Origin of the sequence: Geofilum rubicundum JCM 15548, assembly GCF_000974365.1 — a bacterium.
Taxonomy (GTDB): Bacteria; Bacteroidota; Bacteroidia; order Bacteroidales; family Marinilabiliaceae; genus Geofilum; species Geofilum rubicundum.
On record NZ_BAZW01000077.1, the window covers coordinates 1 to 12,999 of the forward strand.

At 46.3% G+C, this 12,999-nt stretch carries 12 protein-coding genes; 5 read left to right on the forward strand and 7 right to left on the reverse strand.

The window, feature by feature from the left end; all coding sequences use genetic code 11:
• Nucleotides 1–152: 152 nt before the first annotated feature.
• From trpB to JCM15548_RS18755, 4 genes are all read right to left on the reverse strand, one after another.
• Nucleotides 153–1,361: a tryptophan synthase subunit beta gene (gene trpB, locus JCM15548_RS18745; RefSeq protein WP_062128511.1), complete on the reverse strand. Its 1,209-nt coding sequence runs from the start codon at nucleotides 1,359–1,361 to the stop codon at nucleotides 153–155.
• 163 nt (nucleotides 1,362–1,524) lie between these two features.
• Nucleotides 1,525–2,220 (reverse strand): ROK family protein, encoded by a 696-nt coding sequence (locus JCM15548_RS18750; RefSeq protein ID WP_227626027.1) that lies wholly within the window; start codon nucleotides 2,218–2,220, stop codon nucleotides 1,525–1,527.
• On the reverse strand, nucleotides 2,196–2,501 hold the full coding sequence (locus JCM15548_RS24710) for an ROK family protein (RefSeq protein ID WP_227626028.1): 306 nt from the start codon (nucleotides 2,499–2,501) through the stop codon (nucleotides 2,196–2,198). Before JCM15548_RS24710 ends, JCM15548_RS18750 begins: the two co-directional genes overlap by 25 nt.
• A gap of 92 nt (nucleotides 2,502–2,593) precedes the next feature.
• Nucleotides 2,594–3,976: a sugar MFS transporter gene (locus JCM15548_RS18755; protein ID WP_062128513.1), complete on the reverse strand. Its 1,383-nt coding sequence runs from the start codon at nucleotides 3,974–3,976 to the stop codon at nucleotides 2,594–2,596.
• Nucleotides 3,977–4,281: 305 nt separating this feature from the next.
• Between JCM15548_RS18755 and rplS the strand changes: the two genes are divergently transcribed.
• Nucleotides 4,282–4,629, forward strand: coding sequence for a 50S ribosomal protein L19 (gene rplS / locus JCM15548_RS18760; RefSeq protein ID WP_062128515.1), 348 nt, complete (start codon nucleotides 4,282–4,284; stop codon nucleotides 4,627–4,629).
• A 137-nt stretch (nucleotides 4,630–4,766) separates the two neighbouring features.
• Here the strand turns inward: rplS and JCM15548_RS24715 are convergent, their stop codons facing one another.
• Nucleotides 4,767–6,137 (reverse strand): AsmA-like C-terminal region-containing protein, encoded by a 1,371-nt coding sequence (locus JCM15548_RS24715; protein ID WP_227626029.1) that lies wholly within the window; start codon nucleotides 6,135–6,137, stop codon nucleotides 4,767–4,769.
• Complete coding sequence (locus JCM15548_RS24720) at nucleotides 6,134–7,201, reverse strand: AsmA family protein (RefSeq protein ID WP_227626030.1); 1,068 nt, start codon at nucleotides 7,199–7,201, stop codon at nucleotides 6,134–6,136. The genes JCM15548_RS24715 and JCM15548_RS24720 overlap by 4 nt, the downstream gene beginning before the upstream one ends.
• 354 nt (nucleotides 7,202–7,555) lie before the next feature.
• Here JCM15548_RS24720 and JCM15548_RS24725 point away from each other — a divergent pair, with 354 nt between their 5' ends.
• The 4 genes from JCM15548_RS24725 (at nucleotide 7,556) to JCM15548_RS18785 (ending at nucleotide 11,616) form a co-directional block, all read left to right on the forward strand.
• Nucleotides 7,556–7,870, forward strand: coding sequence for a hypothetical protein (locus JCM15548_RS24725; protein ID WP_062128517.1), 315 nt, complete (start codon nucleotides 7,556–7,558; stop codon nucleotides 7,868–7,870).
• Nucleotides 7,831–9,000 (forward strand): PQQ-dependent sugar dehydrogenase, encoded by a 1,170-nt coding sequence (locus tag JCM15548_RS18775; protein WP_062128519.1) that lies wholly within the window; start codon nucleotides 7,831–7,833, stop codon nucleotides 8,998–9,000. The genes JCM15548_RS24725 and JCM15548_RS18775 overlap by 40 nt, the downstream gene beginning before the upstream one ends.
• A 94-nt stretch (nucleotides 9,001–9,094) precedes the next feature.
• Nucleotides 9,095–11,164: a TonB-dependent receptor gene (locus tag JCM15548_RS18780; protein ID WP_062128521.1), complete on the forward strand. Its 2,070-nt coding sequence runs from the start codon at nucleotides 9,095–9,097 to the stop codon at nucleotides 11,162–11,164.
• A 2-nt stretch (nucleotides 11,165–11,166) separates the two neighbouring features.
• On the forward strand, nucleotides 11,167–11,616 hold the full coding sequence (locus tag JCM15548_RS18785; protein WP_227626031.1) for a septal ring lytic transglycosylase RlpA family protein: 450 nt from the start codon (nucleotides 11,167–11,169) through the stop codon (nucleotides 11,614–11,616).
• Nucleotides 11,617–11,680: 64 nt separating this feature from the next.
• Here JCM15548_RS18785 and JCM15548_RS18790 read toward each other — a convergent pair whose 3' ends face one another.
• Complete coding sequence (locus JCM15548_RS18790; protein ID WP_062128523.1) at nucleotides 11,681–12,823, reverse strand: DEAD/DEAH box helicase; 1,143 nt, start codon at nucleotides 12,821–12,823, stop codon at nucleotides 11,681–11,683.
• Nucleotides 12,824–12,999: the final 176 nt, after the last annotated feature.

Consider the following 12,999-nt stretch of genomic DNA (forward strand, 5'->3'; position numbering starts at 1 on the left):
CACCCAATCCACCCTATAAACCTTCTTACCCTATCATCCCTTTACCCTTCCTACCGACTGACCCTTCTTACCCTTCTTACCCTATCTACCCTTTCCTACCCTATCTACCCTTTCCTACCCTATCTACCCTTTCTTACCCTATCTACCCTTTCCTACAATTCATAATCCTTACCATAATTATCCATCACAAAATCGAGGTCTTTGTCGCCTCTTCCGCTCAGGTTAACTAAAATAGAAGATTGCGGTTCCTTTTGTGCCAGTTTAATGGCATAAGCAACAGCATGTGCGCTTTCCAGAGCAGGGATGATGCCTTCTAAGCGACTGAGCTCGAAAAAGGCATCGATGGTTTCCCTATCATTGACCACATCATAGTGGACACGCTTCATATCGTTCAACATACTGTGTTCAGGTCCCACACCAGGATAATCCAAACCACTTGCCACGGAATAGACCGGACTGGGTTCTCCTTTGTCGTCCTGCAACAGATAGCACTTAAATCCGTGAATTACACCCGGTTTTCCGAGCGTCATGGTGGCCGCATGTTCGCCCAGATCCATGGAACGACCACCTGGCTCTATGCCATACAATTTGCATTCATCATCGGCCAGAAAAGCGGAAAAAATCCCCATGGCATTACTTCCACCTCCCACACAAGCCACAACGCTGTCTGGCAACTCACCCGTCATTTCCTGAAACTGATCACGGGCTTCAATTCCAACTACACGCTGAAAATCACGCACCATCATAGGAAAGGGATGCGGACCCACCACCGATCCAATACAATAAATGGTTGTTTCCGGATCTTTCAAATAGGCCTGGAAAGCCGAATCAACAGCCTCTTTCAAGGTTTTTAATCCGTGCGAAACCGGCACTACAGTGGCGCCCAAAACTTTCATACGAACCACATTGGGATGTTCCTTGGCAATATCAACCTCCCCCATGTGAATTTCGCATTCCAAGCCAAAATAGGCAGCAGCGGTGGCCAAAGCCACACCGTGCTGCCCGGCACCCGTTTCAGCAATCAGCTTCTTTTTACCCAAATATTTGGCCAGCAAAGCCTCCCCCATACAATGGTTCAACTTATGGGCGCCGGAATGATTCAGATCCTCACGTTTCAGATAGATGCGACCGCCGTATTTTTCAGACAAACGATTACAATAGTACACCGGTGTTGGGCGTCCCTGGTAATGCTTCCTGATGCTCCGCAACTCAGAAATAAAGTTATGCGATTTGCTGATGGCAAAGTAGGCATCATTGATCTTCTTCATCTCCTCTTCAAGCTGAGGGGGCAAAAAAGCACCGCCATACTCTTTGTAGAAGCCATCTTTTGACGGGTAGGTTTTGAAATAGTTTTCAGACATAAGTTTAAAGTTTTACAGAGCTTTAAAGTTAAAAAATAAAATCAAAAACAGGATTGAAGAACATCTAATATTCCAAATCTTTATCAAATAGAGAAGCGAACAAAAAGAGGTTGCCCGGACAAATTAGACAACCTCTTTTTAATGATAAGAAACGACAGCTAAGCTATTTTTCCATTTCCTTCCATACCAGCGCACTAGCGCCAACTATCGCCGCATCACCCATACTTAATTTTGAAGGCAGAACCTTAATCTTATCCTTAAAGATAGGCAGCAAGTGATTTTCCATGCTCGCGATGGTCGGTTTAAAAATATAGTCACCGGCAGCTGTTGGTCCACCAAACAAAAATATCGCCTCAGGTGATAAATGGTGCACCGTGTCCGCCAGACCTTGACCCAAATAATTGCCGGTCAACTCAAAAACTTCCAAAGCAACCTTATCTCCTTTAACAGCAGCCTCATAAATAATCTTAGAGGTCATGTCCTCAAAAGAGTATTTGGCCAACAAACTATCCGTAGCATTGTACTGAGCCAAAAGCTCAAAAGCCGTCCGTTTCATTCCCGGGGCAGAGCAATAGGCTTCGAGATGTCCTTTAGCCCCGCAACCGCACAAGCGTCCACCAGGAATCAATGTGGTGTGTCCACATTCTCCGGCAAAACCATCGTGACCGTATACCAAATCTCCATTAACCACCAAGCCACTTCCAACCCCGGTTCCCAAAGTGTACATAACAAAATTCTTCATGCCTTTGGCACCCCCATAAACCATTTCACCAATGGCCGCCGCATTGGCATCATTGGTCAGGGCCAGATACGTATATTCCGGAAACTCCGCTTTCAATAAATCCACCAAACGAACCACCCCCTTAAATGATAAATTGGCGCATACTCAATGGTGCCATTATAATAGTTGCCATTTGGTGCACCAATGCCCATTCCCAAAATTTCAGAATCGGGATTGGTCAGCTTCACCTTTTTGGCCATATCTCTTACAGCCGTACCTATCGACTTTACAAAACGGTCTATCTCACCGTGTGAAGGTGTATCAATTGTACCTTTTACCAGCACGTTGCCATCTTCGTCAACAATACCAATGGCGCTGTTAGTGCCGCCAATATCTATTCCTATTGAAAATTTCTTCATATTATAATTATTAAATATTTTTATTCATACAAGATAATAAAACAAACCCACCATCCCAAACAGGTGGCGGGTTTGCCTTAAAATTTTTAAAACTAGGCGACTCTGATTTTACTTCCTTTTACAGCAAAGAAGAAAATATAGAGATAACAAATGGCTGGAACAATATAGGCGTAGGTATAACTGTAATTATCGGCAATAGATCCCATCAATGGAGGAATAATGGCTCCACCAATGATCAGGGCATTGATAATTCCCGATGCACCAGCCAATTCTCCACCTTTAAGGTCTTTAACCGCCAGGGAGAAAATATTGGGAAACATAATAGAGTTAAACAGGCCAATAGAAATAACCGTCCATAATGCGACGTGTCCCTGTGTAAAGGTAGTCACCAGTCCCAACAAGCCGGCTACCAAAGCAAAAATAGCCAATGTACGTGCAGGTTTACCGGCACCAAACTGCATGATAATAAAATTAACCAAAGCCACACCGGTAAAAATACCACCAATGGTCCAGTTCCATTCAGTCACAAACGCACCGGATACAAAAGCCAAAACTAAAACCAGCGCTACATAAATATACTTCCTAAGGCCATTTTTAATATCCGAGAACATAATAGAACCAAAGAAACGTCCCACCATGGCACCACCCCAGTAGATAGCCGCATAAGTAGAGGCCATCTCAGCTGATAGCTGAAGTGATCCGCCCCGTAAATAATTAACCATCAACCCGGCGTTACCAACTTCAGCACCGACGTAGCAAAAAATGGCAAAGGCACCTAAAAGCACGTGCGGATATTTGTAAACACTCTTGGCATTGGTGTCCGCTTTATCAACAGCAATAACAGGCAGTTTAATCAAAAACAAAGTAACGGCCACAACAATAACAATCAAAGCCATCACAATAAAGGGGAAAGGAATTCGGGTCGCCACCTCGAGTCCGTAAGCCAATTCCTGAGCTTCGGTCGGTACGGCAGGTAAGTCCAAACCCCTAAAAATAGCCACAGCAATTAACCAGGGCGCTACCATGGTTGCAATAGAGTTCAAAGCCTGTGTCAGGTTCAAACGACTGGAAGCAGAACTTTCCGGTCCGATGGCCGTCACATAAGGATTCGCAGACACCTGAAGAAAGACAACACCGGTGGCTAAAATAAAAGTAGCCATTAAAAAAAGCGGGTAAGATGGTAATTTGGCAGCAGGGATAAATACAAGACTCCCGATAGCCATTAGAATCAACCCAAGACTAACGGTCCATTTATAGCCAATGCGATTTACCAGAATACCTGTAGGTACAGACATAATGGGATAAGCAATGAAAAAGGCAGAGGTCAACAGTTGCGCCTGAAATTCAGAGAGGTCGAACACCGCCATAACCGGTGCAGTCAGCTGAATGATAAATGTTGTGGCAAAGCCAAAAATAAAAAAGATGGCACCGAATACCGACATGCCAACGAGAAGATTGTTACTCTTTTTTTCCATAATAGTTAAATGTTAGATGTGTGGTGCAATGATACTTTAAATTTCAATTTTTCACAATATTTTGTAGATTGAAATGTGGTAAAAAGGGAAAAAAGAGCCCCGGGGACAAGTACCAATTCAGAGAAATCCAGTAGCTTTGAAGAATAATTCGTACTTATGCCGGCAAACATCAAAATCATAGCGCATAATATTTCCATAATTGAAACTAAAAGAGTAATTTTGTGGCCGTTTCGTGTAATCTCTTGCTGAACATGAGGGGTCAGACAATATTGCACGGGTAATTTTAATCTTCAAAAGCAAAGAAAATGGACTTGATGAAAGTTGCTGAAGAGGCCTTTAATACAGGTGTTGAGGTTCCGGCATTCAGCGCCGGTGATACCGTTTCGGTTCACTACAAAATTAAAGAGGGAAACAAAGAACGTGTTCAGATTTTCCGAGGAGTGGTGATTCAGGTGAAAGGCATGGGCATAAACAAAAGGTTTACTGTCCGCAAAATGTCAAACAACATCGGCGTAGAGCGTATCTTCCCCATGGGTTCTCCTTTTATTGAAAAAGTAGAAGTCAACAGAAAAGGAAAAGTACGTCGCTCTAGAATTTACTACTTCCGTGAGTTGACAGGTAAAAAAGCACGTATCAAAGAGAAAAGAGTTTAATCCGAAAGGATTTCATTTCATTCAAAAACCGCTATCTGAAATCCAGATAGCGGTTTTTTTGTGTCCTGCAATATAGGACGAAGTCAATGAATTCGCCCCGCATTATGAAATTGATCAACATCAAAAATCCCAAAAGGCTACCTGAATAAATCCCTTAATTTTTTACCGGCCTCTTCCAGTTTTTCTTTGGTTTCTTCATCCTCAAGCAACTCATCCAGCTTCTTCTCAGCCTCTTTAATCACCTCATCTCCGAGCTTCTCAGCCTCTTTCCTTACCTCTTCTTTTACAACATTCGATAACTCCTCTGTACTTAAACTTAATTTGGGATCAGAAACCGGTCCGGTAATATTGACACCAATCAGGATATCTTCACCAGCAGGCAAAGAGCCACCCAGTAATCCGGCCACACTGCTAATCTCACTTCGGCTGACTGGCATTTTAATCAGAAAGTCCATGGTCTGATCAAGGCTTTGCGAACCGGAAATATTGGCCTTCTTGCCAAATACATTCACATCAAAGGGCTCAACGTGAACATTGCCGCTATCGATGGAGAAATTAACCAGAAAGTCACGCGCCCGGGCCACACCATACTTCTCATCTTTCAGCATAGAAACCAGCGCCGTCTGCACTTTAGCCCCGGATATCTCAATTTCATTGGAGCTTAATTGACCACCACCATTAAAGGTACTCAACACAGGAGAAAAGTCGTCCCCAATCAATGAACTAAACTTCAATTTGGAAGAAACACGGCCATTGGCATGTTTGGCAATGGGCATCATGGACTCCACCATGGTAAAGGATTGGGCTGCCTGATTGAGATCAACCGTATTGATGGCCAGATCAAAATCAACAAAGGGCTTAAGTGTATCCTGCGTATTGTATTCACCATTCATCACCATATTGCCATCCAGAAGGTTGGTCCTTAAGGCCTGCATCAAGATCCGGGCATCCTTCACAATCAATTGCCCGTTGATATTATTCAGCGTCAATTGATCATAAAGTAATTGATCGATTTGTGTACTCACCACAAAGTCCAGATTGGCCGGCACCAGAACCTTGCCCATGGGCTCACTCTCCTCCTCAGCAACCACTTCTTCCTCACCCGACATGGCCATCAATTCATTGGAATTGATGTACTTCGACACATGTTGCAGGGTACCTTTTAAAGTCCCATCCTGCAAGGCGTAGGCCAGATAATTTTCAAGGCGGCCTTTCAGACTGAAATCACTCTCTCCCACGCGACTCATAAAAGTCTTCAGTTCCATATATCGGGGCGTAAAGGCCAAATCAGCTTCACTGATCAGAATGCCCGTGGGGAAGTCGGGACTTCTGAATTCAAAGCCCTTAAGCGTCATTAATCCATTGGCCTGTAGGTCTTCATACCTTTCCTGCTCAACCATGTTGTAGTCCCCGTCCAGCGTCAAATCAGCCGTCATCAGGCCCTTGATTTCTATGCTATCCAAGGGTATGGCCTGGGTCAGCGAAGCAAAATCAACAGAACCCTTCATCCCCCTTTGAAAGTAGCATTGGAAACGGGCGAAGAAACCACCAAATGGGCATCAAAAGGATTGTTGTCCAGTTCAAAATGGAAGGATCTAATCTCCGTCAGGGTGTTATCCATGCTGCCTCCGGGATTATCCACCACCATATGCACCTGGATATCATCAATGGATTTGGGCAGATCCGGGTAACGAATGCGTCCATCCATCACATGCAACAGAAAATTAAAAGCCGGTAGATGATCCGCGTCTACAAATACCCCTTTAGCTGTGGCTTCCAAAGTCATAGAACCCTCCGTCTGCAAACCTTCCACATCCTTCATATACTCAGCCGGCACCAAAGCCAATAAGGTTTTGAAATCCGTTTCACTGGCTGCCAGACGTAAATCCATGTCATAGCCTTCCTCCAACAGGGCCAGCGTGCCTTCCATAAACAAAGGTACCCCACTAAAATTCAATTCATTATCTTCAAAAGTAAAGACCATATTGTCCATATCAGCGCCAATACTAGCGGTCAGGTCAATAGGTGCGGCATTGATGTACTTAACCTTTTCGAACACCAGATCCAAGGCTTCTATATCACTGTCCATTTCGATGGTCGTATATGATTCGGTTAAATCCCCCTGCATGGCAGCATTGACCCCTTTCAGGGAGGTGCTGAAGTCCATGGTGGCATCCGAATAAGAAAGCGCGCCATTGCTTACCTGAAAAGACTGTAACTGCACTTCAAATGAAGCAGCCTCACCTTCCTCTGCCTCCACTTCCACCTCCTCAGAAGGCGGCACAATATCCCAGTTGGCAATACTATCGGCATCCACCTTCAGGTTAATAACCGGGTGGTCAACCCATATGGATTTCACCTCAATGGCATCTCCCCTCAGAGCGCTCATCAAATCAACCGACAGGGTAAAATTACCCACCTTAACCAAAGTATCACCCGCAAACGGCGCATCATTCACAACAGTGAGTCCCTCCAATCCCATACTCAAGTTGGGAAAATGGCGGATGAGAGATAGGGAAAACCTGTCCCATCCAACAGTTGCATGGATGTCCTCATTGATAACATCCTTCACTTTTGCTTCAATTTTGCCTTTAAGCAAAAGGTAATATCAATAAAAGCAGGAAGATACCTGCGATTATCCCTAAAAATATTTTCAAAAATCTGGTCATAGCAATTAAAATTTTTTCGCCGTTTAATGTCTCCCTCAAATTTAATAAAAACAGATTAGAAATATTCCATTTTCAGCATATTTAAAAAACAACCTTTTGAGACCAAACAATTCAATGCTGCTTTTTGTTAAAAAGAAACATTATCACTAACTTAAACCAACTATTTTCTGGAAAACAGCTATTCAATTTCATAGAAATAGAAACACCTGTCGAAAAAAAGATATATATACCACATAATCAACAACATCCCATACACTATGAAAGACCGACATTACTTTTCATTTCTCATCTTGGCCCTTGGCATTGGCCTTTTTTGGCTAATAACCGCCTCCAAGTGCTCCGACAACCAGGCAACCTCTTTTGATTACAACATTTCGGATAAAACGCTGGCCATTTCAAATTATGAGCGTTATTGTGCCTCTTGTCACGGCCTCAATATGGAACGCTTCTCGGGTGATGACCGGGAAGCCCTGTTCAACACCCCCATGGCAGACATGATGCCGTTATTCGGGATGGAGACATCGAGTCGGGCATGCCCGCCTTCGGGCAAAGCCTTTCTGAACAAGAAATAGCTGATGTTTCAGCCTATATCCTTACCGACATTAAAGCGGCCAGTGAGAGTCACGACTACCGTCCTGAACTGGCTGAAATTCATGAAACAGAGAAACTAAACTTTAAGGTAGACACGGTGGCTTCGGGTCTTGAAATTCCGTGGGGCATGACCTGGTTACCCAACGGCGATCTGCTGGTTGCAGAACGCAGCGGTGAACTGTTTCGTTTCCGCAATGGCACTTTCATAGGTCTGATTGAGGGACTTCCGACCATTTACGTGCACGGACAAGGCGGTTTGATGGACATCCGTCTGCACCCGGATTACGAAAACAATGGATGGATTTATCTGGCCTATTCCACCTACGGTCCCGAAGGCTCATCCGAAGGCGGTAATACAGCCATCATGCGGGCCCGACTGCAGGACAACACGCTGGTAGATAAGCAAGAATTGTTTAAGGGGACCCCCGATACACGCAGTGGTGTTCATTATGGTTGCCGCATGGTATTTGGCAACGATGGTTACCTGTATTTTTCAATAGGAGATCGCGGACGTATGGACAATGCGCAGGATCTGACCAACCATGCCGGTAAAATTCACCGCATAACAGAGGACGGTCAAATTCCGGCCGACAATCCCTTTGTCAATACGCCCGGTGCCATGGCCTCCATCTACTCCTACGGTCACCGAAACCCACAGGGACTGGTCAAACACCCCGAAACGGGTGTTCTGTGGTCGCACGAGCACGGACCACGCGGTGGTGACGAAATCAACATTGTGGAGAAAGGACTCAATTATGGCTGGCCGGAAATATCCTATGGCATTAACTACAATGGGACGATTATTACCAACGACACCGTAAAAGCAGGCATGGAACAACCTGTATTGCAATGGACGCCCTCCATTGCGCCCTGCGGAATGACCTTTGTGACCGGAGAACTTTTTAAAGCCTGGGAAAACAGCATATTAACCGGCTCCCTAAGTTTCAGATATCTGGTACGCAACGAAGTGCAAAACAACGAAGTGGTGCACCAGGAAATTCTGTTACGCGAAATCGGACGTGTCAGAAATGTTGAAACGGGTCCGGATGGCTACGTCTATGTGGCGGTTGAAAATCCCGGTGTCATTCTAAGATTGATTCCGGTGGAATAATTTTTTGAGAAAGAATGGTCCACGAATCTTGGATTCGTGGGCCATTTTATCCCAAAGGCAGTTGCTCTGGAATTTCAAATAGTCCATTTTATATATGCTGAAACTTGTCATCCTCGTTCTGTTTTTTGTGTTTTTTACTTTGGCCTCTGCCCGGGAAAACGTTCCTCAGACATCGCAAGAAAAGGACTCCGTAAATACCGATCGTTTATTAACCAGACAACTGGAAGAAATCACCATCACCGCCACACCGTTTACCCGACAACTGGGTACGGTTACCGGTACGGTGTCGCACATTCCAAAGTCGGTCATTACCAATTCTCAGCAAATCAGTATCCAGCCTGTTCTGGAGCAGATTCCGGGTATTCAAATGCAGTCGGGCGCATTGAACACGGCCCGACTAACCATTCGCGGCATTGGCAGTCGCACCCCCTATGCCTCCAACAGGATCAAGGCCTTTTTTGACGATATCCCCCTCACATCGGGCGATGGGGCCACCATCGTGGAAGACCTGGAAATGAGTCAAATTGGTCAGATAGAAATCATCAAAGGTCCCTCCTCCGCCCTCTATGGTCCCGGCTTAGGCGGAGTGATCGCCATTGAATCACTTAAACCACAAAATGGTTGGCAGGCTTCAGCCCAGGCCGAAGCAGGTTCCTTCGACCTGCAGAAGTTGGGTGGCTCCCTTTCTTACCGGCAGTCGGACAACTACCTGAAAGCCGCGTTAACCAACACCCGCACCGATGGCCATCGGGAGAACAACCAATACCAACGTACCAACCTGTTGCTCCAGGGCGGTCTCACCCACAAAAAGCACCAGCTGTCGGTACTGGCCAACTACATCGATTTAAAGGCCCATATCCCGAGCTCCATTAATTATGAGACCTACACCAACGCTCCCCATAAAGCCGCTGCCAACTGGCTGGCTATTAAAGGTTACCAGGAATACCAGAAATGGCAGAGCGGGCTGACTGTCAAATCTCAAATATCCACTTATCTCGATCATAAAATCATTGTCTACGGACTGGTGAATAAGGCCTACGAACCCCGGCCTTTCAACATTTTGGATGAGGGGACACAGACCATAGGTCTGAAAGAAAACCTCACCTACCAAAAAGACCATATCGCCCTGTCGCTGGGTTACGAACTTTTTAACGAGGGCTACCAGTGGAAAATATTTGAAATTAACGACGGACAGCAGGGGCCCCTTCTCAGCAACAACCAGGAGCAACGCTTTTTTTACAACATACAGGCCCACGCAGAAGTTGATTTGGGCACCTCCACCGTGGTCTCGGCCGGCCTCAACCTGCACCAGTTGCAATACCGCACCCAGGATATAGAAAGCGACCAGAGTGAGGAAAAGCACAACTACAGGGTGGTTGTCTCCCCCCGAATAGGCATCAACCAAAGAGTAGGCACCCATATGTACCTATACGCCGCGGCCGGACATGGCTTTTCGGCCCCATCACCGGAAGAAGCCCTCTTGCCCGATGGGACCATCAACCGCGACCTCAAGCCGGAAGAAGGCATCAACCTTGAAGTCGGCGTTCGCTCCGCCTGGTGGCGCGACCGCTTAATGGCCGACCTGACCGGCTACCACATCAAGGTCAAAAATCTGTTGATGACCCGCCGGGATGCAGAAGACGTATTCTACGGGGAAAATGCCGGGGAGACCCGGCATGTGGGACTGGAATCGCAGCTCAAATTCCATATTCTGCCCAAAATGATGAACCGGGAACTTTCCCTCAGCGCTTCCCATACCTGGATGAACAACCGCTTCATTCATTTCCTAAAGGATGACGTGGATTACGTGGACAAACAACTGCCCGGACAACCGGCCTCCATGCTCAACTTGTCCCTGTTGGCCAAAAACGCCACAGGCGTTTTTCTTCAGCTTCAGTTCCGACACGAAAGCAGTCAATACCTCGATGATGCCAACACCAAAAGCTATCCGGGACATCAATTGTACCATCTCACAGGCGGTTACCATCCGACATCGGGCCTTCTGAAAGGATTCCGCTTCAATGTCGGTGTTCGCAACCTGTTAGATACCCGGCATGCCTCCATGCTATTGGTCAACGCCCCCTCCTTTGGTGGCGCACAGCCCCGATACTACTATCCCGGGACCCCAAGAAATTTCTATATGGCCATCCACTATAGCTTATAACCATGCAGCAGGGAGCACTTCAATTCATCTTCAAAGTGTTTGAGACACCGGTCATGCAGAAAACCCTTCTGCTCATGCTGATCATGGCCTTAGCGGCCTTATTGTGGCCATCAAAGCCAAAGGAAGAGACGGCTGAAGAAAAAGTTAAAATCACCAACCCGGTCATTGAATATGGTTATGCCTCCTATTACGCCAACTTCTTTGAAGGACGCGCCACCTCATCGGGTGAGCTGTATTTCCACCACCTGCCCACAGCCGCCCATCTCACCCTGCCCCTGGGCACCAAAGTAAAAGTCACCTGCTTGAATAACAACCAAAGCGTTATCGTCACCATCAACGACCGCGGACCGTATGTCAAAGGACGCATCATCGACCTGTCCAAGTCCGCCTTTGCCGCCATCAGTGACCTGAGAAGAGGCGTCATTTTTGTCTCCGTTGAAGAAATAGAATAAAGGATAGAAGTTCCCAAGGCATTAGATTTCTTTTGGGCAGAAATCACTTACCGCCTCTGAAAAATTACGATAAATCAATGGCGTCCCCATCCACGCGGGTGGCAATTTTCCCCATTTTCTTTTGAATCACCTTAAAATGGTGCTCCTCCTCAGGAGAAACCAGAGCAATGGCCTTTCCGGGGGACTCCGCCCGGCCGGTGCGACCAATTCGGTGTATATAATCTTTGGGAGAACGGGGCAACTCATAATTAATGACACAGGGCAAAAACTGAATATCAATGCCACGCGCCATTAAATCGGTGGCCACTAAAACGTGGAGTTGGCCCGACTTGAACTGCTGTAAAGCCGTTTTTCGTCTGCTCTGACTTTTCTTGCTATGAATGGCCTCTGCTTCAATGCCATTGGCTCTCAGCTTAAATACCACCGCATCGGCCCGGTGCACCGAAGAAGTAAACACCAACACTTGCGGCCAATCATTTTGTTTAAGCAGATAACGCAGCAAAGGCCCCTTCTTTTCCTCGGCAATCATGTAGGCCGTTTGTCGTATCAAATCCAGATTGGGCCCCTCTTCCTCTTTGACCTTGATCACCAAAGGATCCCGCAGCAGATGCGATTGAAAGGTACTCAAGTCACTGCTCAAAGTAGCTGAAAACAGTAAGGTTTGACGCTTCGCAGGGAGCAATTCCAGCACCTTTGTCATCTCCTCTTTAAAGCCCAGGTTCAGCATCTTATCGGCCTCATCGAGCACCAAAATCTGGACAGCCGACAGGGACGTGGCATTGGATCCAATCAGTTCCAGTAATCTCCCTGGTGTCGCCACCAGGATGTCCACTCCCTGCAGAGCGATCATCTGTGGGTTAATGGACACACCGCCGTATACGGCCAGACTTTTCACCTTTTGCGGCAAATATGCCCCCAGCGCCACCAAAGTAGCCTGCACCTGATCGGCCAATTCCCGTGTAGGCACCATCACCAGCGCTTTTACGTGCCGGTTTTTGGCAGGCAGGACTTGTTGCTGCAATTGTTCCAGAATGGGTAACACAAAACTGGCCGTTTTACCCGAGCCCGTTTTGGCAATGCCTAAAACATCTTTCCCCGTTAAAATGGCAGGTATGGCCTCCTTTTGTATGGGGTACGGAGCAGTCAGTTTTTGTTCGGCCACCGCTTTCAGCAAAGCAGACGATAGTCCCAGAGAAGAAAATGACATGAAAATGAATTAATTAACAATATTTATCGGCGCAAAGATACACCGAAAAGATGATTCAGCTCAAATATCCCTCTTTTTAATGGTACCTTTGCGCGCAATCCGCCAGAAAAATTCACACACAATCCAACTAACATGTCCCATTCCACCATACTCTCCCGCTTTAACATTAGCGAACT

Excerpts from the sequence above, each read along its gene's own strand:
- trpB (WP_062128511.1), bottom strand. The coding sequence starts at position 1,361 with ATGTCTGAAAACTATTTCAAAACCTACCCGTCAAAAGATGGCTTCTAC.
- JCM15548_RS24710 (WP_227626028.1), bottom strand. The coding sequence starts at position 2,501 with ATGAAGAAATTTTCAATAGGAATAGATATTGGCGGCACTAACAGCGCC.
- JCM15548_RS18755 (WP_062128513.1), bottom strand. The coding sequence starts at position 3,976 with ATGGAAAAAAAGAGTAACAATCTTCTCGTTGGCATGTCGGTATTCGGT.
- rplS (WP_062128515.1), top strand. The coding sequence starts at position 4,282 with ATGGACTTGATGAAAGTTGCTGAAGAGGCCTTTAATACAGGTGTTGAG.
- JCM15548_RS24715 (WP_227626029.1), bottom strand. The coding sequence starts at position 6,137 with ATGAAGGGTTCTGTTGATTTTGCTTCGCTGACCCAGGCCATACCCTTG.
- JCM15548_RS24725 (WP_062128517.1), top strand. The coding sequence starts at position 7,556 with ATGAAAGACCGACATTACTTTTCATTTCTCATCTTGGCCCTTGGCATT.
- JCM15548_RS18775 (WP_062128519.1), top strand. The coding sequence starts at position 7,831 with ATGCCCGCCTTCGGGCAAAGCCTTTCTGAACAAGAAATAGCTGATGTT.
- JCM15548_RS18780 (WP_062128521.1), top strand. The coding sequence starts at position 9,095 with ATGCTGAAACTTGTCATCCTCGTTCTGTTTTTTGTGTTTTTTACTTTG.
- JCM15548_RS18785 (WP_227626031.1), top strand. The coding sequence starts at position 11,167 with ATGCAGCAGGGAGCACTTCAATTCATCTTCAAAGTGTTTGAGACACCG.
- JCM15548_RS18790 (WP_062128523.1), bottom strand. The coding sequence starts at position 12,823 with ATGTCATTTTCTTCTCTGGGACTATCGTCTGCTTTGCTGAAAGCGGTG.